Below are 20523 nucleotides of genomic sequence, written 5' to 3'. Positions count from 1 at the left end.
GTTGCTTTCATGCGATGCCCACTCTTGCTCGCAGAAAGAGTACTTTGCCGATTTTCAGGCACTTGTCACGCCGATTCATCCCTGAAACGCCGTTAATGATAAATGTCAACCTTTTGGTTTCCAGCTCAAAAGAGAGGCTCTTTCGTAAAGCCAATTATACTGCGTTACCATCTGGTTGGTGCGCGTGTATTGGTAGCCAATGAAGCCCAATATCATCAGCACGATGGTATCGACCACGTAGTAATGCAGCGAAAACATCGTTCCGCCGAACAGCGCATGATGGATGAATCTTACGCCGATGCCGAGCCCCAGCATATAGGCGAATAGCTGGGCGAAGCTGCGCCATGTTTGGGCACACGCCTTGCCCGTCATCCAGGCCGCCCAGCCACCGAGCAGGCAGGTGACGAAAAAGAACTGCCAGATCGAGGGTTCCTCATAGAGAATGCCCTGCATAATGCCCTGCATGATGAAGACTCCTGAAACTCAGTGATGGCCGCCCTCGAGATAGGCGGCGCGCACTTCCGGATTGGCGAGCAGTTCCTTGCCGGTGCCGCTCATCGTCACATTGCCGTTGACCATGACATAGCCGCGCGTGGCGAGCTTCAGTGCGCCGAAGGCGTTCTGCTCGACCAGGAACACGGTCAGTCCCTGCGTGCGGTTTAGCTCGCGAATGGCGTCGAAGATCTGCTTGACGATCAGCGGCGCCAGGCCTAGCGACGGCTCATCCAGCAAGAGCAGCTTCGGCCTTGCCATCAGCGCGCGGCCGATCGACAGCATCTGCTGCTCGCCGCCCGAAAGTGTGCCGCCTCGTTGGCCGACGCGTTCCTTGAGCCGCGGGAACAGCGTGAAGACCCTTTCGACGTCCTCGTCGTAATGCTTGAGACCGTCGAGGCTGGCGCCCATCTGCAGGTTTTCCATCACCGTCATGCGCGGAAAGATGCGCCGGCCCTCCGGCGACTGCGCGATACGCATGCGCGCGATCTCGTGGGTCGGCATCTGGGTGATATCGGTGCCGGCGAAAGTGATGGTGCCGGCACGAGCGCGCGGAGCACCGAAGATGGTCATCATCAGTGTCGACTTGCCGGCGCCGTTGGCGCCGATCAGCGCCACGATCTCGCCCTGTTTGACGGTGACGTCGACGCCGTTCAGCGCCCTGATGTTGCCGTAGTAGGTCTGGACGCCCTTGATATCGAGCAGCGTTGTGCCGGCCATTATTTCCGCCCTCCGCGCCGATTAGAGGTGCCGGGAGTTTTCGGCTTCGCCGGAGCCTTGCCCGGCTTTGCCGTGGAAGATTTCGTGGCCGATTTGGCTTTGGCCGATCCGGACTTTGCAGCAGCGCTCGACCTTGCATCGATCTGCCCGGCTTTCGAAGCGCCCTTTGACACGGTGACGCGTTCGCCCTCGCTATGGCCGACCGTATCGGCCACCGGTCCGGCGAGATAGGAAGACGATGTGCCCGGGCCGTGTGCATAATCCGGACCGGTATCCAGTTGCTCGATGACGTCTTCGTCACCGACCTCGGTCAGCACCGTCTCGACTTCCTCGTCTTCGACACCGAGATAGGCGGCGATGACGCGCGGGTCGGTGCGTACCGATTGCGGGTTGCCGTCGGAGATCTTGCGCCCGTATTCGAGCACGACGACATGGTCTGAAATCTGCATGACCACCGCCATGTCGTGCTCGATCAAAAGGATCGACGTGCCGGTGTTGTCCTTGATGTCCATCAGCAGCGCATTGAGTGCCGCCGATTCCTTCGGATTAAGGCCGGCAGCCGGCTCGTCGAGGCACAGAAGCTCAGGGCCGGTGCACATGGCGCGAGCAATTTCGAGCCGTCGCTGCGCGCCATATGGCAGATCGCCGGCAGGATCGTCGGCGCGGTCGACGAGATCGGCCTTCTCCAGCCAGTGCTCGGCCAGTTCAACCGATTCCGCCGAAGCCTGTCTGTATCCGCTATAGCCGAACAGGCCGAGAATAGTATAGCCGGACGCCTTCATCAGCTTGTTGTGCTGGGCGACCAGAAGGTTCTCCAGCAGCGTCATGCCCGAGAACAGGCGGATGTTCTGGAAGGTGCGCGCCACCTTGGCACGCGCCGGGATCTCATGGTTCGGCAAGCGTTCGAGCAGGAAGGTCGAGCCGTCGCGCCGGTTGAGCGTGATCATGCCTTCCGACGGCTTGTAGAAACCGGTGATGCAATTGAACACAGTGGTCTTGCCGGCGCCGTTGGGACCGATCAGCGCGGTGATCTCGCCACGTTTGGCCTGGAACGACAAATCGCCGATGGCGATGAGACCGCCGAACTTCATCGACAGATGCTCGACCTGCAGGATGGCATCGTTCACGGAGGGGCTCGCATTCATCAGCCGTGTCCCTCCTTGGTGAAGGACCCGGACACCGCCCTGCGCACCTTGAGGAAGGCTGTCGGCTCGCGGCTGCCGACGAAGCCACGCGGCTTCCACAGCATGACGATGACCATGGCCATGCCGAACAACAGCATGCGATAAAGCTCCGGCGTAAAGTCGGGGCCGAACCCGGGTATGACCTTGATGTTGCCCCAACTCAGGCCGGTCTTGAGGAAATCCAGTTCGCGCAGGATTTCGGTGCCGCCGATCATCACCATGGCGGCGACGGCAATGCCGACCAGCGAGCCCATGCCGCCAAGCACGACGATGGCAAGGATGATCGCCGATTCCAGGAAGACGAAGGATTCCGGGCTGACGAAGCCTTGCCGCGCGGCGAAGAACGAGCCGGCGAAGCCGCCGAACATCGCGCCCGTGGCAAAGGCCGTGAGCTTGGTGGTGGTGGTGTTGATGCCGAGCGAGCGGCAGGCGATCTCGTCCTCGCGCAGCGCTTCCCAGGCGCGGCCGACCGGCAGGCGCCTGAGCCTCACCGTGACGAAGGCGGTCAGCAGGCAGAGTCCAAGGATCAGGTAGTAGAGGAAGATCTTGTAGTAGGCGCCGGACTGCGCGATGCCGAGCACCTTGGCGATGTAGTTCGGGTCGGAGACGTTGAACGACATCAGGCCGAAGAAAGAGACCTTCGGGATGCCGGAAATCCCGGCCGAGCCGTTGGTCACTTCGCGCCAGTTGATGATCACCAGCCTTATGATCTCGCCGAAAGCGAGCGTCACGATCGCCAGATAGTCACCGCGCAGGCGCAGCACAGGGAAGCCCAGCATCACGCCCCAGAATGCGGCCATCAGGCCGGCGGCGGGCAGCAGGATCCAGAAGGAAAGGCCGAAATGCGTGCCGAGCAGCGCATAAGCATAGGCACCGACGGCGTAGAAGGCGACATAGCCGAGGTCGAGCAGGCCGGCCAAACCAATAACGATATTCAACCCCCAGGCCAGCATCACGTAGATCAGGATCTGGATGCCGAAATTGTCGACATACTTCAGCGAACCCTGGAAACCGACCGCCATGGACCCGGCATATAGCGCCAGCACCAACACCACGACGATCGGGTAGAGCGCCAGTGCGGTTATGCCCAATGCCGAGAAATGAGCATGAATGAAGGCCCGGAAACGATAAATCAGCCACGCCAGCGCATAGATGATTGCGAGCGCCCGCAGGAACCGCACAAAATCGGAAATTTCCGGCCCTAAGGCCTCGGTCAGGAAGCCACTGAGCGCGAGCAGAATGACGGCGACGGCGAGCGCCACGATGAACGCGGGAAGGCGGAAGAATCGCGAAGCCAGGCTGACCGGCAGCAGGCCGGTGGCGACGTCGACGATCTTCTGGTTCGCCAGGAAGGGTTGGCCATAGGCGACGTAAAGGAAGCGTCCGGCCATGGTGGCGATCACGACGCCGGCGAGCAAGCCCCAGCGCTGCACGAGGATCAGTTCGTTGGAAATGTTCTGGTCGGTCTTCAGGCCGATGAACAGGACGAACAGGCCGAGCGCGATGGCGCCGGCATAGAGCGCTTCGCGAAAAGCGCGCTGGACCGGGGTGGCGACGACGGTGCTTTCCGGAGATACGGTAACCGCCATGATCTCAGACCTTTTCGACTTCTGGCCGGCCGAGAATGCCGGAAGGCAGGAAGATCAGTACGATCGCCAGGATGGAGAAGGCGGCGACGTCCTTGTAATCGATCGAGAAATAAGCCGACCACATGCTTTCGATGAAGCCAATCATCAGCCCGCCGAGCACGGCGCCGGGCAGTGAGCCGATGCCGCCGAGCACCGCGGCAGTAAATGCCTTCACACCGGGCGTAAAGCCGTCGGAAAACACCACCACACCGTAGTACATCAGGAACAAAGTGCCGGCGACGGCGGCAAGGGCGGCGCCCATGATGAAGGTGATCGAGATGGTGCGGTCGACGTCGATGCCAAGCAGTGCGGCCATCTTGCGGTCCTGCTCGCAGGCGCGCTGCGCCCGGCCGAGCGAAGTCTTGTTGACCAGGTACCAGAACAACGCCAGCAGGACTATGGTGACCAGGACGATGATGATCTGCTTCAGCGAGACGCTGATGCCTTCGATGTTGTAGACCTTGGACACCATTGGCGGGACCGGCTTGTTGCGCGGCCCTTGCGTCACCTGGACGAAATTGGACAGCGCAATCGACATGCCGATCGCGGTGATCAGCGGCGCCAGCCGGAATGAACCGCGCAAAGGCCGGTAGGCCACCTTCTCGATCGTCCAGTTATACAGGCTGGTCAGCAGCATCGCGACGATCATCATGATCAGCAGCGCAATGACGATCGGCAGCGAATAGAACAATGCACCGAGGATAAGGAAAACGATGAGCGCGGTGAAAGCGCCGATCATAAAAATGTCGCCATGGGCGAAATTGATCATGCCGATGATGCCGTAGACCATCGTATAGCCGATCGCTATCAGCCCATAGATCGATCCCAGCGTCAGCCCATTGATAAGCTGCTGGACAAAGTACTGCATGCTGTCGTGGCTCCCCTGGAATGTCGCCCATGCAGACGCATTCCTTTTCGTATTTCCCCTAGTCGTAAAGTTTCGAGCCCGGATTGCAACGTGATTTTTCGATCATTATGCGTGTTTTCGCCGCACGCCGTCCGATTGCCCGTTTTGTTCCCGTCCGACCCCTGGACCATCGCGAACCCTACCATTGGCCTAACGCAATGTCTTTGACGATTCAATCGCAGCATGCGCTCTATTTCGAAGAAATCGGCGTCAAAATAAGTTGATGAGCGGGATCGTTGCGTGATCGATCGCAATTCGTTTGCGCTCTCTTTCTTTCCCTTGCGTCAGTAATTTCCCTATTTGACGACGAAGCCGTGCGCGAACGGGTCGCGGTCGTCGATGAAGATCGTGTTCAATCCGGTCATCCGCGCCCAGCCGCCGATCGACGGAATGATTGCCGGGTTGCCGGCGACGGTGACCTCTTTCTCCACCCTGCCCTTGAACAGCGACCCGATGATCGATTCATGGACGAAGTCCTCGCCAACCCCAAGCTTGCCCTTGGCGTGAAGCTGCGCCATGCGCGCCGAGGTGCCGGTGCCGCAGGGCGACCGGTCGATTGCCTTGTCGCCATAGAAGACGGCGTTCCGGGCATCGGCTTGCGGGTTGGTCGGCGCGCCGGTCCACAATATGTGCGACAGCTTGTTGATGCCGGGATTCTCCGGATGCACGAAGGTATATTTTTCGTTGAGCCGTTGCCGCACCACCGGGCTCCAGGCGATCAGGTCGCCGGCCGAATGCTCGGCCATGTCGCGATAGTTCTTTTGCGGTTCGACGATGGCGTAGAAATTGCCGCCATAGGCGACATCGACGCTGATTTCGCCGAGCCCGGGGCACTCGACCGTCAGTCCCTCGGCGTAGAGGAAGGACGGCACATTGGTAATGCGAACCTCCTCGACATAGTCGCCGACTTGGCTGTACTCGGCTACGACCACGCCCGCCGGCGTATCCAGCCTGAGCACGCCCGGTGTCTTCGGCTTGATCAGCCCATGCTCGACCGCAAAAGTTACCGTGCCGATGGTGCCATGGCCGCACATCGGCAGGCAGCCCGAGGTTTCGATGAACAGGATGGCGATGTCGCAATCCTCGCGCGTCGGTGGATAGAGGATCGAGCCGGACATCACGTCATGGCCGCGCGGCTCGAACATCAGGCCGGTGCGAATCCAGTCATATTCGGCCAGGAAATGCGCTCGCCGCTCCATCATCGTCGAGCCCTTGAGCAAAGGCCCACCGCCGGCGACCAGCCGCACCGGATTGCCGCAGGTGTGGCCGTCTATGCAGAAGAAGGAATTCTTGGCCATGCCGGCTCCCAACTGAATGTCTTCGAACTCAAAACCGTTGCGGGCTGAACGGGCCGAGATCGAGCGATGGACTCTGCCCGAGAACAAGTTCGCGGATCAAGCGCCCGGTCGCCGCGGCCTGGGTCAGGCCGAGGTGACCATGGCCGAAACCATACACAACCGACGGCGTTTGTTGCGACCGCCCGATCACCGGCAGCGAATCCGGCAGCGACGGTCGGAAGCCCATCCATTCGCGGCCATTGGCCGGATCCAGCCCCGGCAGGAATTTCTGCGCCTTTTCGAGCAGCGCTTTCGAGCGCGCATAATTGGGCGGCCTCTCTAGGCCGCCGAGCTCGACAGCGCCGCCAACGCGCAAGCCCGTCTCGAGCGGCGTGATGACGAAGCCATGCCCGGAAAAGATCAATTGCCGCCTTACGTCGAAGGCAGTCTTCGGCAACGTCGTGTTGTAGCCACGCTCGGTCTCCAGCGGGATGCCGTCGCCGAGATGTCTCGCCAGCAGATGCGACCAGGCCCCGGCAGCAATGACGACGTGCTTCGCCCGTCGCCTCGTGCCGTCGGCCGCGGTCAGGATCGCGCCGTCCTGTCCCGCCTCGACACGCTCGATCCGGGCCTTTTCGAACCCGGCGCCCAACCCCTCGGCATAGGCCCACAAGGCCTTTCCAAGCAGCTTGGGATCGGCGACGGTTTTCCACCCCGGCACGAACGTTCCCTTGACGAAGCGCGGCGACAGGCCGGGCTGCAGGGCTGTGAGAGCCCTACCCTCGACATGGCTGAAGCCGATGCCGAAGCGCTGCCGTGCCGCCCAGCCGGGCAGCGAAGCCTTGAACTCGGCCTCGCTTTCGTAGAGTTCGAGCGAGCCGTCCTCGTGCAGCATCGGCCGTGTGCCGGAACGGTCGAGCAAGCCCATCCATTCCGCCTCGGCGAGCTTCATCATCCCGGCCTGCGCGGCAAGGCCGGCTTCATAGCGGTCGCTTCGGCCGGCACGCCAGAAGCGGACCAGCCAGGGCAGCAGCTTCGGCAGATAGGCGGGCGGAATGCTGAGCGGGCCGAGCGGGTCGGCGAGCCATTTCGGCAACTGCCTGATCATGCCCTTGTGGGCCAGCGGCAGCACGTCGGAGAAGGCAAAGGCGGCGGCATTGCCGGAACTGGTCTCCTCGCATATCCCTGTCCGATCGAAGATCGTGACGTTTCGGCCCGCCTCGGCCAGAAAGGCGGCGGCACAGATGCCGATAATGCCGCCACCAATGATGGCGACATCGAGCGTAGCATTGTCATTCATTGCCATGCGCCGCGCTGCACATCTGCAAATGCCATCAAAGCGACTGGATCAGAATGCCGGCAGCTCTGGCCGCACCGCCAGCGCATCCCTGACGATCTTTTCGACTGTCTTGCGCCGCTCGCCCGACAATGGCTGGCGCGGCATGCGCACGCGGTCGTTGGTGTTGATCGCCAAGACTTCGGCGAGCTTGATGTTCTGCACCAGATAGGTCGAGACGTCGAGGTCGAGCAGCGGCCGGAACCAGCGGTAGATCTTCAATGCCTCCTCGCGGCGGCCCTGCCTCATCAGCTGGTAGATCGCGACGGTCTCGCGCGGGAACGCGGTGACCAGGCCCGCCACCCAGCCGATGGCGCCGACCGACAGCGCCTCGAAGGCAAGATTATCGACGCCGGTGAACAGGTCGTAGCGATCGCCGAGACGGTTGATGATCTCGGTCGAGCGGCGGATGTCGTCGGAGGACTCCTTGATGGCAACGAAGCGCTGGTCTTTCGCCAACTCCTCCATCTGGTCGACAGTGACGTCGACGCGATAAGCAAGCCGGTTGGAGTAGATCATCACCGGCAGATCACCGGCCGCGGCGACGGCGCTGAGTGCCGCGACCGTCTCCTCGGCATTGGTATGGTAGATCGGGCTCGGCACCACCATCAAACCATTGGCGCCTTCCTTGGCGGCGCGGCGCGCGATCGCCGCCGCCTCGCGTGTACCGGCCTCGTTGACCGTCAACAGCACCGGCTTCTTGCCGGCGACCTTCTGCGCGGTCTTCAGCACCGCGATCTTCTCGTCATGCGACAGCATCGGGCCTTCGCCAAGCGAGCCGCAGACGATGATGCCGTCACAGCCGGCCTCCATCTGCAGCGCAAAGCAGCGCTCCATCTCGGCGTGGTCGAGGCTGTCGTCCTCGGTGAATTTGGTCGTAACGGCGGGGAAGACTCCGGCCCACATGTCGATCGCTCCATCTGATATATCAGTCGTATATTTCTTAAGAAGCCGGCTGTCAACATTGAATCCGCTATGATATATCAACAATATATCAGGAGATGCCGCATTGGTATATGACAGCCCGGGCTCCGAGCCGGCAACTGCGAAGGCCTACCGCAGGCTCGAGCACATGATCGTAACGCTCGAACTGGCGCCGGCGAGCTTCATCACCGAGGGGGCGCTGATCGACAGGCTCGGCCTCGGCCGCACCCCGGTTCGCGAAGCGATCCAGCGGCTGGCCTGGGAGGGGCTGCTTGAGGTCCGGCCGCGCGCCGGCATCGCCATCGCGCCGCTTCACCCCGGCGACTGGCTGCGTGTCCTCGACGCCCGCCGTGGCGTCGAGGTGGTGCTTGCCCGCTCGGCCGCCCGCTTCGTCACCCGCGAGGCCGCCGACCTGTTTCATGACGCTGCCCTTGCCATGCAAAAGGCGGTGATTTCGGAAAATGTGTTTTACTTCATCCAGGCCGACAAGGCGCTCGACGAAGCGCTGGCGCTGGCTGCCGACAACCCGTTCGCCGCGCGCCTGGCGGCGCCCTTGCAAACCCACAGCCGCCGCTTCTGGTTTCGCTACAAGGCCGACACCGGCTTGGCCGAATCCGCCGAGCACCACGTCGCGCTGATCCGCTCGATCCTCGCCGGCGACGAAGAGGCCGCGGCCAAGGACGCCAAGCGGCTGATGGCGCTGCTGCGCGGCCACGCTGAGGCAGCGGCTACGCGCTGACGCCGCCCGCTCCCTCATGAGTTTTGGCCGGGCAGGGCCTCTACGCTTTCCCAATTTTCGCCGGCTGCGACAATGCAGCTTCTGCCGGCGACGTCGGTCACGATGACCGTCCAGCTTCCGCTATCGGCGACAAAAACTTCCATGACCGCCTCCTGACCGATCAGTCCGAGAGCAAACTGTTTTTCCTGGAAATTCTCAGTCAGGTGGGCGACGAGGGCGCCATGTTCAACGCAGTATTGATATTGGGCGCTTGCGGCATTCGTACCCACCGCGAATAAGCCAGCAAAAGCTACGGTCTTCACCCATCCTAACAGCGATTTGCGTGCCATAGGGCACCTCCTTTGCCATCACGATCCGGCAAAGGGAGGTGATTGACGGCCTCATTTTGCCGGAGCGATCCAGGCCGGTTCCGACGTCATCATCGCGTCGCTCCTTTCCGTGTTCCGGTCTGCCGTCAGCGGGAACGATTCTGGATGTTCTCGCTATGTTCGATATATGGTATCGCTCACGAAAAATAGCAAGCGATGCGCGCCTTAAGCGGGCGCGGGGAGATCCGTTTCAAGGTCGCCGAGAATAAGGCCGCTGCCCGGCTACCGTGCCGAGGCTGCGGCCAGGTGAATAGGAAAGGCCTACTTCAGGTGCCTGGCAGCGCCGCTATCGTCATCGCGCTCTCCCAGCCTTCGCCGACTGAAATCACGCAGCTTTGACCTTTTGTGTCGCTGGCGAGGATGGTCCATGTGCCTTTGTCGGAAACGAAGACTTCAAGCACCACATTCGGATTGACGACGCCGACCGCGCTAGGGTTTTCATGAAACTTCTCGCCGAGCGCCTTGACCATATCGGCGCGTGCCGCACATTGCTCGGCAGCCATTGCCGGGACGGCGGAAAGCGCCATCGCAGCGCAAGCTATAGTCGCCATGAGACGTGTCATCTGACACCTCCTTTGCGCCGGACGATATCCCCCGGAGCCGTCACCAGCGCCGTTGGTTGATCTGCCAGCGTGTCCTTCGCGGCAGGACTGCAACCTAAGAAGATTGCTGCCTTCTTGGTTCCATCACATTAGTGTTCATGCCGATGAAGACCGCGACAAAAAGGCCCGAGCTTGGTGCCCGGGCCTTGTCTGCTTTCCGCGATTTGGATCAGTTCATCGTCGGGATGACGAACTCGGCACCATCCTTCACGCCGCCCGCGCGCCCGAAGCCGAAGGCAAGGACGCACAGACAGAGAACCGTCCGGCTAATTCATCGTCGGGATGACGAACTCGGCACCATCCTTCACGCCGCCCGCGCGCCCGAAGCCGAAGGCGAGGACGCACAGACAGAGAACCGTCCGGCTAATTCATCGTCGGGATGACGAACTCGGCGCCATCCTTCACGCCGGACGGCCAGCGCGACGTTACCGTCTTTGTCTTGGTGTAGAAGCGGAACGCGTCCGGCCCGTGCTGGTTGAGGTCACCGAAGGAGGACGCCTTCCAGCCGCCAAAGGTGTAGTAGGCGATCGGCACCGGGATCGGCACATTGATGCCGACCATGCCGACCTGGACCCGTGAGGCGAAGTCGCGCGCCGCATCGCCGTCGCGGGTGAAGATGGCGACGCCATTGCCCATTTCGTGCTCGTTGGCGAGCTTGATGGCGTTCTCGTAGGTTGGCGCGCGCACCACCGACAGCACCGGCCCGAAGATCTCTTCCTTGTAGATGCGCATGTCGGCGGTCACGTTGTCGAACAGGCAGCCGCCCATGTAGTAGCCGTTCTCGTAGCCCTGCATGGAAAAGCCGCGGCCGTCGACGACCAGCTTGGCACCTTCCTTGACTCCGATATCGACATAACCCTTGACCCGCTCCAGCGCCTGCGCCGTGACCAGCGGGCCGAAATCGGCGGAAGAATCCGTCGACGGACCGACCTTCAGGCTCTCGACGCGCGGCACCAGTCTTTCCATCAGCCGGTTGGCGGTGTCGTTGCCGACCGGGACGGCCACCGAGATCGCCATGCAGCGCTCGCCGGCCGAGCCGTAGCCGGCGCCGATCAGCGCGTCGACGGTCTGGTCCATGTCGGCATCCGGCATGATGATCATGTGATTCTTGGCGCCGCCGAAGCACTGCACGCGCTTGCCGGCCGCGCAGCCGCGCGAATAGATGTACTGGGCGATCGGTGTCGAGCCGACGAATCCGATAGCCTTGATGTCGGGATCGTCGAGGATGGCGTCGACCACTTCCTTGTCGCCGTTGACGACGTTAAGGATGCCGGCAGGCAGGCCGGCCTCGATGAACAGTTCGGCAATCCGCATCGGCACGCCCGGATCGCGCTCGGACGGCTTGAGAATGAAGGCATTGCCGCAGGCGATGGCCGGCGCGATCTTCCACAGCGGGATCATCGCCGGAAAATTGAACGGCGTGATGCCGGCGACGACGCCGAGCGGCTGGCGCATCGAATAGACGTCGATGCCGGGGCCGGCGCCATCGGTGAACTCGCCCTTCATCATATGCGGCGCACCGATGCAGACCTCGACCACTTCGAGGCCGCGCTGGATGTCGCCCTTGGCGTCGGCGATGGTCTTGCCGTGTTCGCGCGCCAATATCTCGGCTAGCGCGTCATACTCCTTGGCGACCAGCTCGAGAAACCGCATCAGGACGCGTACGCGCCGCTGCGGATTGGTCGCCGTCCAGCCAGGCTGTGCCGCCTTGGCGTTTTCGACCGCCGCGCGCAATTCCGCCTGCGACGCCAACGCCACCGTGCCGCGCACTGTGCCATCCATCGGCTGCATGACGTCCTGCTTGCGGCCGCTGGTTCCGGCGACGCGCTTGCCGCCGATGAAATGACCGTATTCGATCATGATCTCTCTCCCTGGTTCGTGATGAGGCATTGTCCGCCTTTGCGGGAGCGATGGCAACGCGAGCGAAAACGCAACCGTTGTGCAGAAAATAGAGTGCGAGCGGTGCCTGTGCATTAAATCGCGCAAATGGTAGAGATGTGCGGTGTACGCCATGGGATTGAGAAATTGAGTTTCTTCGCGCCCCCCTCTGTCCTGCCGGACATCTCCCCCACTTGGGGGGAGATCGGCTGTCATATCCGCTTTCGCCAACCAGCAACGTTGCAAGAAAGTCGCCGCCGGAGCGGCCGGCCGATCTCCCCCCAAGTGGGGGAGATGCCCGGCAGGACAGAGGGGGGCGCCGTAGAGCGCTGCTGTAATCGTTATCATCCGGACCATCCCGATGAACTGGGATGATGCCCGCATCTTCCTTGCCGTGGCGCGGGCCGGCCAGATCCTGGGCGCTGCCAGGCGGCTGGAGCTTAATCACGCGACCGTCTCGCGCCGCATTGCCGCCCTCGAGGATGCGCTCAGGACAAAACTGTTTCGCCGGCTTACCACCGGCAGCGAGCTGACGCCGGCGGGCGAGCGTTTCCTCGAGATCGCCGAACGCATGGAGGGCGACATGATCGCCGCGCGCTCGACTGTTTCAGGCGAAGGCGACGACGTCTCGGGCACCGTGCGCATCGGCGCGCCGGACGGTTTTGGCGTCGCCTTCTTGGCCAGGCGCCTCGGCGCGCTGACCGCTCTACACCGTGAGCTCACCATCCAGCTCGTGCCGGTGCCACGCTCCTTCTCTTTGTCCCGGCGCGAGGCCGACATTGCCATCACCGTCGAACGGCCGACGGAAGGCCGCCTGGTGGCGGGAAAGCTGGTCGACTACACGCTCGGCCTGTTCGCGTCGCGGGCCTATGCCGACACGCATGGCCTGCCCGGAACCGCCGCCGAGCTAGGCCAGCATACGCTGATCGGCTACGTGCCGGACCTGATCGTCAGTCCCTCGCTCGACTACGCGGCCGAATTCAGCGCCGACTGGCGCACCAGCTTCGCCATTTCCTCAGCGCTCGGCCAGGCCGAAGCGGTGCGTTCCGGTGCCGGCATCGGCATACTGCACACCTTCGTTGCCCGCTCGATGCCGGAGCTGGTGCCCCTCGATATCGTCGCACCCATCCGCCGCGCCTACTGGCTGGTCTATCATGAATCGGTCAGGCCGCTGCGCCGCGTCCAGATCGTCTCGAGCTTCATCACCAAGGCCGTCGAACGGGACAGGGGTTTGTTCGCGTGAAGCCTATCGGCCGCTGGCTGTCTTAGGCTGCTGGGGTCTTACTTGGCGTATCGTCCCGGCCCGAGATCGCCGACGTCGATGTCTGGCACCCGGCTGGAGATGATGTCGGCCAGAACCTTGGCCGAGCCGCAGGCCATGGTCCAGCCGAGTGTGCCATGGCCGGTATTGAGATAGAGATTGGAGAAATCTGTGCGGCCGATCAGCGGCGGCCCGTCCGGTGTCATCGGCCGCAGCCCGCACCAGAAGGTCGCCGACCGCATGTCGCCGCTGCCCGGAAACAGGTCGCCGACCGAATGTTCGAGCGTGCGCCGCCGCGATTCGTGCAGCCGCAGGTCGAAGCCGGAAATCTCCGCTGTGCCGCCGACCCGGATACGGTCGCCGAGCCGGGTGATCGCTACCTTGTAGCTCTCGTCCATCACGGTCGAGACGGGTGCGGCGGCGGCGTCCTTGATCGGCAGGGTGATCGAATAGCCCTTGACCGGATAGACCGGGATGGGCCGCTTCAGCATGCGCATGAACCACGCCGAATAGCTGCCCATCGCCATCACATAGGCATCAGCGACCATCCAGCCCTTGCTGGTGCTGATATTGGTGATGCGATCGCGCTTCTTGACGACGCGCCGTATCTCCGTGTCGTATTCGAAGGTGACGCCGCGTGCCGCGCAAAGCTCGGCAAGCCTGTCGGTGAACATCTTGCAGTCGCCGGTTTCGTCGCCCGGCAACCGCAGGCCACCGACGAATTTTTCGCGCACGCCGGCCAGCCCAGGCTCGGCCGCAATGCAGCCGTCGGGGTCGAGGACCTCGTAGGGGACGCCATAGGTCTTCAGCACCTCGACATCGCCGCCGACGCCGTCGAGCTGCTTTTGCGTTCGGAAGAGCTGCAGCGTGCCCTTGGCGCGCTCGTCGTAGGCGATGCCGGTCGCCTCGCGCAGCGCCTTCAGCGTGTCGCGACTGTACTCGGCCAGCGGCACCATGCGCGCCTTGTTCAGCGCGTAGCGTTCAGCCGTGCAATTGCGCAGCATCTTGACCAGCCATATCCACATATGCGGATCGAGGGCCGGTCGCACCACCAGTGGACCGTGCTTCATCAAAAGCCATTTGATGGCCTTCAGCGGAACGCCGGGCCCGGCCCAGGGCGAGGCATAGCCGGGCGAGATCTCGCCGGCATTGGCAAAGCTGGTTTCCAGCGCCGGGCCTTTCTGGCGATCGATCACCGTCACCTGATGGCCGGCCTCGGCAAGAAAATAGGCGGTGGTGACCCCGACCACGCCGCCGCCCAGCACGAAGATCTTCATCGTTTGGTTCTCCGCGGCGGCACCTCGTCGGGATTCGAGAGCGGGATCATCGCCGCCTTCTGTCTGCCGGATTCTGTGGCGTCAGCCAAGTGCCGATGCTTAGGGAAAAGACATGCGTGAGGACAACAAGCTTGCGTCCTAGCCATTCACATAGCGCCGGTGGAAACGGTGGCCGAGGCTGGTCAAGACCTCATAGCCGATGGTGCCGGCCTGGCCGGCTACTTGGTCCACCGTCTGCGACGACGGCCCGATGAGTTCGACGAGGTCGCCGGCCTGCAGCCTGCCGGGCGGCAGTGCGGAAATGTCGAGGATGATCGTATCCATCGAAATCCGGCCGACGAAGGGCAGCCGCACATTTTCGAACCAGGCGACAGAAGCGGCGCGTCGATGCCAGCCATCGCCATAGCCGAGCGAAATGGTCGCCGCGGCAAGCGGGGTCTTAGCATGGAAAGTGTGGCCGTAGCCGACACCGGCGCCGGCCTCCAATATCCGCGTCTGGATGACCTTGGCTTGCAATCGCACCACCGGCAGCATCGGATTGTCCTTCGCCGGCGTCGGATTGATGCCATAGAGAGCGGCACCCGGACGGACGAGGTCGTAGTGATAGCGCTGCCCGAGAAAAATGCCCGATGAATTGGCAAGCGAAGCCGGCGCCTCCGGCAGCATCCGGCGCAGCCGTTCGAATTCCAGCCGCTGCCGCTCGTTGGCCGGTTGCTCGGGTTCGTCGGCGCAGGCGAGATGGCTCATCATGAATGTCAGTTCGACACCGTCGAAGGCCTGCGGATCGTGCGCCACGGCTTTCACCTCGGACGGCGTCATGCCGAGCCGCGACATGCCGCTGTCGACCTGGACGGCGGCCGGCAACTTACGGCCCACCCGCCCGGCCATCTCGCGCCATGCCGCGAGTTGGCTGGCGCTGTTGACGACGGTGCAAAGCCCTGCCGCAACCGCTTCCGTTTCCGCACCCGGCGGAATGCCGTTCAGCACATAAATGGCCGGGTCTGAGCCGAGCGCCTTGCGCAGCAAGATGCCGCCGGCCAAATGCGCAACAAAGAAAGTATTACAGCCCTCAGCCATCAGTGCGGCGGCTACCGGCGCCGCGCCAATCCCGTAACCGTCGGCCTTGACCACTCCAGCACAGCCGACGCCGTCCAGCCGCGCCTTCAGCCGCCGGTAGTTCTCACGGACGGCGCCGAGATCGATGGTCAGGATCGCCCCCGCCGCGGCTTCGCTGATCGGTTCGCCCAGGGTGACGGTCAGCGGAAGAGATTTGCTGGAGATATCGTTCATGCCGACCTGTTTTAGCGGAAGGCCGGCGGCTACGCCACCAGGTGCCGGAACGCTGCCACCACGTCCTCGTAGACCTTGCGCTTGAACGGCACGATCAGACCCGGCAATTCCAGCATCGGCCGCCACGCCCACCGGTCGAACTCCGCATTGTGGCCACCCGGCGGCGGATTGATCTCGATCTCGCTTTCGTCGCCGTGGAAACGGAAGGCAAACCATTTCTGCGTCTGGCCGCGATATCGTCCCTTGAAGGCGACGCCGACCAGATGCGCCGGCAGATCGTAGTTGATCCAGTGCGGCGCCTCGGCCAGCAGCGACACCGAGCGCATGCCGGTCTCTTCGTAGAGCTCGCGCTCCGCCGCGGGCAGCGGCTCCTCGCCATTGTCGATGCCGCCCTGCGGCATCTGCCAGAGCTGCGTCGTTCCAGCGAATTCGCTGTCCGGCTCGGCAATGCGACGGCCGACCCAGACCAGGCCGTCGCCATTGAGGACCATCACCCCTACGCAGGGCCGGTAGGGTAGCGTCTCGGGGTCAACGAGCTTGTTCTTTGCCATCTCAGCCTTTTTCCGGATCTATCGCCACCGCCGAAACCGGCACGATCTCGATGCCGCGCTTCTTGGCCTCGGTCACCCAGGAAGACACGGTATCCACCGTCAGGTCGAAGGCCGAGCCGATGCCTACGGCAAACCCTTTCGCACGCGCTGTCGCTTCCAGCCCATCCAGTTTCTTCAATATGGCGCCACGGTCCTGCACCGCGTCGATCGCCGTATCGCCGCCGACGAACGGTACGCCGTCCTTCAGCGCCAGTTCGGGTGCCAGGCTGCGCGCCGACGAACCGTCGTCGACATAGGCCAGGCCACGCTTGCCAAGCTCGGCCATCAGCGGCCCCATCGCCGTCGCGTCGGCCGAAAAGCGGGCGCCCATATAGTTCATGACGCCGGTGTAGTTGGTCGTTCGCGACAGCGCCCAGCGTAAATTCTTCAAATTCTCGTCCGGCGTCGCAGCCACGGTCAGCGTGTTGCGGCCGGGGTCGACGTTCGGATAGTCGAACGGCTCGAGCGGCACCTGCATGATGACCTCATGGCCGCTCTGCCGCGCCACCTGCATCCAGCGGCTGATGCTGTTGCCTTGCGGCGCGAAGGCCAGCGTCACTTCCGCCGGCAGCTTGGCGATGGCTGCCTGCGTGCCGGTCTGCGACACGGCAAGACCGCCGATGACGAGCGCCACGCGTGCGCCGCGAGCCCCGGACCACGGCCGCGCATAGACATCGAATGGGCGCCGGCCGTCGGCGGCGCGGATCGGCAGCGGACCGGTCTCGCTGGCCTCGATCAGGGCCTTGTCGGGAATGTGCGCGATCCTGAGGTTCTGGCCGATCGTCGAAGGGTCGCGAATGACGATGGCCGCCTCGGGTGGACCGTCGCCCTCTTTGGTCTGGACATGGATGATCTGCGGACCGCCCGTCTTCGGCTCGCTTATATTGGCCCCACTTGCGTTGCTTGGCGCTGCCACGTCGGGCGTCGCCTTGGCCGGCGCCACGGCGGTATCCGCCGCCGCCGGCGTCTTTGGCGCCGAAACGGCTACTTCTTGCAGCCTCCGGAACGGCTTGTCGCGCAAGGCGATCGCGCTGGAAACGCCGACCACGGACAGCACGACAAGTGCGGCCGCGACCGCACCGGCGCTGATCCCGCTGCCTGAGCGCGACGGCCGGATCGCCTGTCCGAGCGGTCGTTCTATGTCCTTGCCGATATCAGCCAAGCCCGCACCCCCGGCGTGCATCCCCGAAGTAAAACCTTCTCCGGAGGCGCAAAATCCAAAATGTCGGCGCGTCCCCTTGCTTCACTGGACGCGCAACATGCCGGCCGCAGCCCCGAATCAAACTGCCGGAGCCTCGCGGCCCCGGCAGCATCGCATCGCTTCGCTCAGGCAGCCAGACCTGTTTGGCCCGGCTTGCCCGTCCTTACTGGTTCAACACGGCCTTTTGCGGATTCGGCGGGAACGCCGGATCGGTCTTCTGGCCGCGCAGCAGCTGCTCGGCAAAGATGAGCTGCAAATCGTCCTTCGGTTCCGGCGGCACATAGGCTGCCGAACCCGAACCGGTCGTGCCTTCGTCGGCGCCCTTGATGTGGCCCTTGAGGTCGGATTCGCCGCGCGTTAGGTCCCTGCCCTGCAGTTCCGCCGGCAGCGGCTGGTCGACCTTGATGTCGGGCGTGATACCCTTGCCCTGGATCGACTTGCCGGACGGCGTGTAATAGAGCGCCGTCGTCAGCCGCAGCGCCCCGTTCTCGCCAAGCGGGATGATGGTCTGCACCGAACCCTTGCCGAAGGACTGCGTGCCGACCACTGTGGCGCGGCGCAGATCCTGCAGCGCGCCGGCGACGATTTCCGAGGCACTGGCCGAGCCGCCGTTGACGAGCACGATCAGCGGCTTGCCGCCGATGTCGTCGCCGGCCCGCGCGTCGAAGCGGGTGACGTCCTTCGGATCGCGGCCGCGCGTCGAGACGATCTCGCCACGGTCGAGGAAGGCATCCGACACGCTCACCGCCTGGTCGAGCAAACCGCCCGGATTGAGGCGCAGGTCGAGCACGTAGCCCTTGAGCTTGTCATTCGGCACCTGCTTCTTGATGGTGTCGATGGCATTCTCGAGGTCGTCATAGGTTTTTTCGGTAAAGGAGGTGATCTTCATGTAACCGATGTCGTTTTCGACCCGGAACTTGACCGCCTTGACCTTGATGATATCGCGCACGACGGTCAGTTCGATCGGCTTGTCGGCGCCCTGGCGCAGGATGGTGAGCTTGATCGGCGTATTGACCAGCCCGCGCATCTTCTCGACGGCGTCGTTGAGGGTCAGGCCGCGAACCTCCTCGCCGTCGATCTTGGCGATATAGTCGCCGGCGAGCACGCCTGCCTTGGCGGCCGGCGTATCGTCGATCGGCGTGATTACCTTGACCAGATCGTTCTCCATGGTGACCTCGATGCCGAGGCCGCCGAACTCGCCCTTGGTCTGCACGCGCATGTCCTGCGCTTCTTCGGCGTTCATGTAGGAGGAGTGCGGGTCGAGCGAGGACAGCATGCCGTTGATGGCATTTTCAACCAGCGACTTGTCGTCGGGCGGTGTCACATAATTCGCCCGCACCCGTTCGAAGATGTCGCCGAAGATCGCCAGTTGCTTATAGGTCTCGGAGCCCGCAGCCTTCGCCGTCGAGCCGGGCGCGCCATAGACCAGGCTCATCGCCGATGCACCCATTAGCGCACCGGCAAACAGAAGCGACAGTTTCCGCATCATTCACGTCCTTCCAGAAAAACGGTCCGCCCACCATGGGGCCGGATCGACGGGTTTTCCATCCTTGCGGAACTCGACATAGAGCTCCGGCGTGGCATTTCCATTCTTCGATGCCGAGGTGCTCGCCACCCGGGCCTCTCCCATCGCGCCGACCGGCTCACCTGCGAGCACCGACTGGCCAGACGCGACGCTGATTCTGCTCATCCCCGCCAGGACGACATGATAGCCGTCACCCGCATTCAGGATCAAGAGTTGACCGTAAGAGCGGAAAGGCCCCGCATAAAGCACATTTCCATCCGCCGGCGCTGTGACGATGGCTCCCGATTGTGTCGCAACCATGTCACCGAGCATCACCGCGCCGTTACCGTCGTTGGCCCCGAAGCGCCGCTTGATCCTGCCGGTGACCGGCAGCGCGATCTGCCCTTGAAGCGCGGAAAACGGCGCGGCAGCGGTGAGCCTGTTGCTCTCCGGCACCGGCAGCGAGGCCAATTCCGTCGGCGCCGCAGCCGATGCCGGGCCCTTGTCGGCGTCCGCGGTCTTTTGCTCGGCTGCCTTGGCCGCATCCGCCGCCTTGCGGGCCCTGTCGGCCTCGAGCGATGCGATCAGTTCTTTCAGGCTGCCGGCCTTGGCCGCCAGCGTCGCGGATCGCTGCTTTTCGGCGGCCAGCGCGGTTTGCGTATCGGCGGCGAGCTTCTGCTTGGCTTCGAGCAGCATGCCGAGCCGCTTTTTTTCCGCCGCCTGCTCGCCGACCGCTGCCGTCAGCCGCGCCCGCTCGGCCTCGATCGAGGCCGTCACCCGCGACTGCTCCTTGAGATCGGCCAGCAACATGTCGGTCTGCTGGCGCAGTTCCGGCACCACGGCACCGAGCAGGATGGCGCTGCGCACCGACGACAATGCGTCCTCCGGCTTGACCAGGATCGCCGGCGGCGGATTGAGCCCCATGCGCTGCAGCGCGCCGAGCACTTCGGCCAGAACGTCGCGTCTGGCGGCCAGTGAGGCGCGGATCTTCTGCTCCTGCGCCTTCAGCCCTTCCAGCTTGCCGCCAATGTCCTCGATGTCCTGGCCGAGCTTCTGCTCGGTCATCGCCGACTGGATCAGCGCCGCGGTGATCGAGGCGTGGTCCTTCTTGACCGCTGCTATGTCGGCGGCGAGCTTGGCCAGCCGCTCGGACGACAGCGTGATCTCTTTCGATACTTTTTCGTATTCGGCGCGGCTCTGGTCCGGGTCGGGCGCCAGGTCGAGCGTGTTCTCGGCCCGCGCGACGCCGAGCGAAAGCGCGATCGTCGCCACGGCGATGCCGTAGCGTACGCGCCAGGAGCCCGTTCGTGATTTCCAGTCTTCAGACATTGAAGCCTAACTCTAT

At 63.3% G+C, this 20523-nt stretch carries 18 protein-coding genes and 1 pseudogene; 2 read left to right on the top strand and 17 right to left on the bottom strand.

The annotated features are described in order from the left end of the window. Positions 1 to 105 precede the first annotated feature (105 nt). The 8 genes and pseudogenes from NKJ46_RS17610 to NKJ46_RS17575 all read right to left on the bottom strand — a co-directional run bounded on the left by NKJ46_RS17610 (position 106) and on the right by NKJ46_RS17575 (position 8450). Complete coding sequence (locus NKJ46_RS17610) at positions 106 to 453, bottom strand: DUF6867 family protein (RefSeq protein ID WP_254816421.1); 348 nt, start codon at positions 451 to 453, stop codon at positions 106 to 108. A gap of 30 nt (positions 454 to 483) precedes the next feature. Beyond that, on the bottom strand, positions 484 to 1212 hold the full coding sequence (locus NKJ46_RS17605) for an ABC transporter ATP-binding protein (protein ID WP_254816420.1): 729 nt from the start codon (positions 1210 to 1212) through the stop codon (positions 484 to 486). Between the two features lie 8 nt (positions 1213 to 1220). Beyond that, positions 1221 to 2357, bottom strand: a pseudogene (locus NKJ46_RS17600) (ABC transporter ATP-binding protein); the annotation flags it as partial. Then, positions 2357 to 3985: a high-affinity branched-chain amino acid ABC transporter permease LivM gene (gene livM, locus NKJ46_RS17595; RefSeq protein ID WP_352666106.1), complete on the bottom strand. Its 1629-nt coding sequence runs from the start codon at positions 3983 to 3985 to the stop codon at positions 2357 to 2359. The gene livM and the pseudogene NKJ46_RS17600, both read right to left, overlap by 1 nt. A gap of 4 nt (positions 3986 to 3989) precedes the next feature. Next, on the bottom strand, positions 3990 to 4892 hold the full coding sequence (locus NKJ46_RS17590; protein ID WP_352666105.1) for a branched-chain amino acid ABC transporter permease: 903 nt from the start codon (positions 4890 to 4892) through the stop codon (positions 3990 to 3992). 335 nt (positions 4893 to 5227) lie between these two features. Beyond that, entirely contained in the window at positions 5228 to 6229 is a 1002-nt protein-coding gene (locus NKJ46_RS17585) for a 4-hydroxyproline epimerase (RefSeq protein WP_352666104.1), read from the bottom strand. A gap of 28 nt (positions 6230 to 6257) precedes the next feature. Further along, positions 6258 to 7508, bottom strand: a complete 1251-nt coding sequence (locus tag NKJ46_RS17580) for an NAD(P)/FAD-dependent oxidoreductase (protein ID WP_352666103.1) — start codon at positions 7506 to 7508, stop codon at positions 6258 to 6260. Positions 7509 to 7556: 48 nt separating this feature from the next. Further along, a complete protein-coding gene (locus tag NKJ46_RS17575) occupies positions 7557 to 8450 on the bottom strand; it encodes a dihydrodipicolinate synthase family protein (protein ID WP_352666102.1) in 894 nt (297 codons plus the stop codon). A gap of 166 nt (positions 8451 to 8616) precedes the next feature. Between NKJ46_RS17575 and NKJ46_RS17570 the strand changes: the two genes are divergently transcribed. Beyond that, positions 8617 to 9207, top strand: a complete 591-nt coding sequence (locus NKJ46_RS17570) for a GntR family transcriptional regulator (RefSeq protein ID WP_502895519.1) — start codon at positions 8617 to 8619, stop codon at positions 9205 to 9207. Positions 9208 to 9221: 14 nt separating this feature from the next. Here NKJ46_RS17570 and NKJ46_RS17565 read toward each other — a convergent pair whose 3' ends face one another. From NKJ46_RS17565 to NKJ46_RS17555, 3 genes are all read right to left on the bottom strand, one after another. After that, positions 9222 to 9536: a hypothetical protein gene (locus NKJ46_RS17565; protein WP_352465658.1), complete on the bottom strand. Its 315-nt coding sequence runs from the start codon at positions 9534 to 9536 to the stop codon at positions 9222 to 9224. A 305-nt stretch (positions 9537 to 9841) separates the two neighbouring features. Then, positions 9842 to 10138 carry a hypothetical protein gene (locus tag NKJ46_RS17560; RefSeq protein ID WP_352450871.1) on the bottom strand — a complete coding sequence of 99 codons (297 nt, stop codon included), beginning with the start codon at positions 10136 to 10138 and terminating at the stop codon, positions 9842 to 9844. Positions 10139 to 10540: 402 nt separating this feature from the next. Further along, complete coding sequence (locus NKJ46_RS17555) at positions 10541 to 12037, bottom strand: CoA-acylating methylmalonate-semialdehyde dehydrogenase (protein ID WP_352666101.1); 1497 nt, start codon at positions 12035 to 12037, stop codon at positions 10541 to 10543. Between the two features lie 379 nt (positions 12038 to 12416). Here NKJ46_RS17555 and NKJ46_RS17550 point away from each other — a divergent pair, with 379 nt between their 5' ends. After that, positions 12417 to 13298, top strand: coding sequence for a LysR family transcriptional regulator (locus NKJ46_RS17550; protein ID WP_352666100.1), 882 nt, complete (start codon positions 12417 to 12419; stop codon positions 13296 to 13298). Between the two features lie 38 nt (positions 13299 to 13336). Here the strand turns inward: NKJ46_RS17550 and NKJ46_RS17545 are convergent, their stop codons facing one another. From NKJ46_RS17545 to NKJ46_RS17520, 6 genes are all read right to left on the bottom strand, one after another. After that, positions 13337 to 14665: a D-amino acid dehydrogenase gene (locus NKJ46_RS17545; protein ID WP_352666238.1), complete on the bottom strand. Its 1329-nt coding sequence runs from the start codon at positions 14663 to 14665 to the stop codon at positions 13337 to 13339. A gap of 66 nt (positions 14666 to 14731) precedes the next feature. Next, on the bottom strand, positions 14732 to 15883 hold the full coding sequence (alr, locus tag NKJ46_RS17540) for an alanine racemase (protein WP_352666099.1): 1152 nt from the start codon (positions 15881 to 15883) through the stop codon (positions 14732 to 14734). A gap of 29 nt (positions 15884 to 15912) precedes the next feature. Further along, on the bottom strand, positions 15913 to 16434 hold the full coding sequence (locus NKJ46_RS17535; RefSeq protein WP_352666098.1) for an RNA pyrophosphohydrolase: 522 nt from the start codon (positions 16432 to 16434) through the stop codon (positions 15913 to 15915). A gap of 1 nt (position 16435) precedes the next feature. Next, on the bottom strand, positions 16436 to 17635 hold the full coding sequence (locus NKJ46_RS17530; RefSeq protein ID WP_352666097.1) for a divergent polysaccharide deacetylase family protein: 1200 nt from the start codon (positions 17633 to 17635) through the stop codon (positions 16436 to 16438). 202 nt (positions 17636 to 17837) lie between these two features. Continuing rightward, on the bottom strand, positions 17838 to 19163 hold the full coding sequence (locus tag NKJ46_RS17525) for a S41 family peptidase (protein ID WP_352489210.1): 1326 nt from the start codon (positions 19161 to 19163) through the stop codon (positions 17838 to 17840). Beyond that, the gene (locus NKJ46_RS17520) at positions 19164 to 20507 is read right to left on the bottom strand and encodes a murein hydrolase activator EnvC family protein (protein WP_352450875.1); all 1344 of its coding nucleotides are present in this window, start codon (positions 20505 to 20507) and stop codon (positions 19164 to 19166) included. Positions 20508 to 20523: the final 16 nt, after the last annotated feature.

Source organism: Mesorhizobium sp. M0166 (assembly GCF_040322255.1).
In the GTDB taxonomy this organism is placed as follows: Bacteria; Pseudomonadota; Alphaproteobacteria; order Rhizobiales; family Rhizobiaceae; genus Mesorhizobium.
Note: the sequence above shows the minus strand (reverse complement) of the source record. Positions and strands in the feature narration are given on the sequence as shown.

What these genes read in the sequence shown, in the direction of transcription:
- livM (WP_352666106.1), bottom strand. Translation starts at nt 3,985, where the DNA reads ATGGCGGTTACCGTATCTCCGGAAAGCACCGTCGTCGCCACCCCGGTC.
- alr (WP_352666099.1), bottom strand. Translation starts at nt 15,883, where the DNA reads ATGAACGATATCTCCAGCAAATCTCTTCCGCTGACCGTCACCCTGGGC.
- NKJ46_RS17585 (WP_352666104.1), bottom strand. Translation starts at nt 6,229, where the DNA reads ATGGCCAAGAATTCCTTCTTCTGCATAGACGGCCACACCTGCGGCAAT.
- NKJ46_RS17555 (WP_352666101.1), bottom strand. Translation starts at nt 12,037, where the DNA reads ATGATCGAATACGGTCATTTCATCGGCGGCAAGCGCGTCGCCGGAACC.
- NKJ46_RS17605 (WP_254816420.1), bottom strand. Translation starts at nt 1,212, where the DNA reads ATGGCCGGCACAACGCTGCTCGATATCAAGGGCGTCCAGACCTACTAC.
- NKJ46_RS17550 (WP_352666100.1), top strand. Translation starts at nt 12,417, where the DNA reads ATGAACTGGGATGATGCCCGCATCTTCCTTGCCGTGGCGCGGGCCGGC.
- NKJ46_RS17580 (WP_352666103.1), bottom strand. Translation starts at nt 7,508, where the DNA reads ATGAATGACAATGCTACGCTCGATGTCGCCATCATTGGTGGCGGCATT.
- NKJ46_RS17520 (WP_352450875.1), bottom strand. Translation starts at nt 20,507, where the DNA reads ATGTCTGAAGACTGGAAATCACGAACGGGCTCCTGGCGCGTACGCTAC.
- NKJ46_RS17590 (WP_352666105.1), bottom strand. Translation starts at nt 4,892, where the DNA reads ATGCAGTACTTTGTCCAGCAGCTTATCAATGGGCTGACGCTGGGATCG.
- NKJ46_RS17565 (WP_352465658.1), bottom strand. Translation starts at nt 9,536, where the DNA reads ATGGCACGCAAATCGCTGTTAGGATGGGTGAAGACCGTAGCTTTTGCT.
- NKJ46_RS17560 (WP_352450871.1), bottom strand. Translation starts at nt 10,138, where the DNA reads ATGACACGTCTCATGGCGACTATAGCTTGCGCTGCGATGGCGCTTTCC.
- NKJ46_RS17610 (WP_254816421.1), bottom strand. Translation starts at nt 453, where the DNA reads ATGCAGGGCATTCTCTATGAGGAACCCTCGATCTGGCAGTTCTTTTTC.
- NKJ46_RS17575 (WP_352666102.1), bottom strand. Translation starts at nt 8,450, where the DNA reads ATGTGGGCCGGAGTCTTCCCCGCCGTTACGACCAAATTCACCGAGGAC.
- NKJ46_RS17535 (WP_352666098.1), bottom strand. Translation starts at nt 16,434, where the DNA reads ATGGCAAAGAACAAGCTCGTTGACCCCGAGACGCTACCCTACCGGCCC.
- NKJ46_RS17570 (WP_502895519.1), top strand. Translation starts at nt 8,617, where the DNA reads ATGATCGTAACGCTCGAACTGGCGCCGGCGAGCTTCATCACCGAGGGG.
- NKJ46_RS17525 (WP_352489210.1), bottom strand. Translation starts at nt 19,163, where the DNA reads ATGATGCGGAAACTGTCGCTTCTGTTTGCCGGTGCGCTAATGGGTGCA.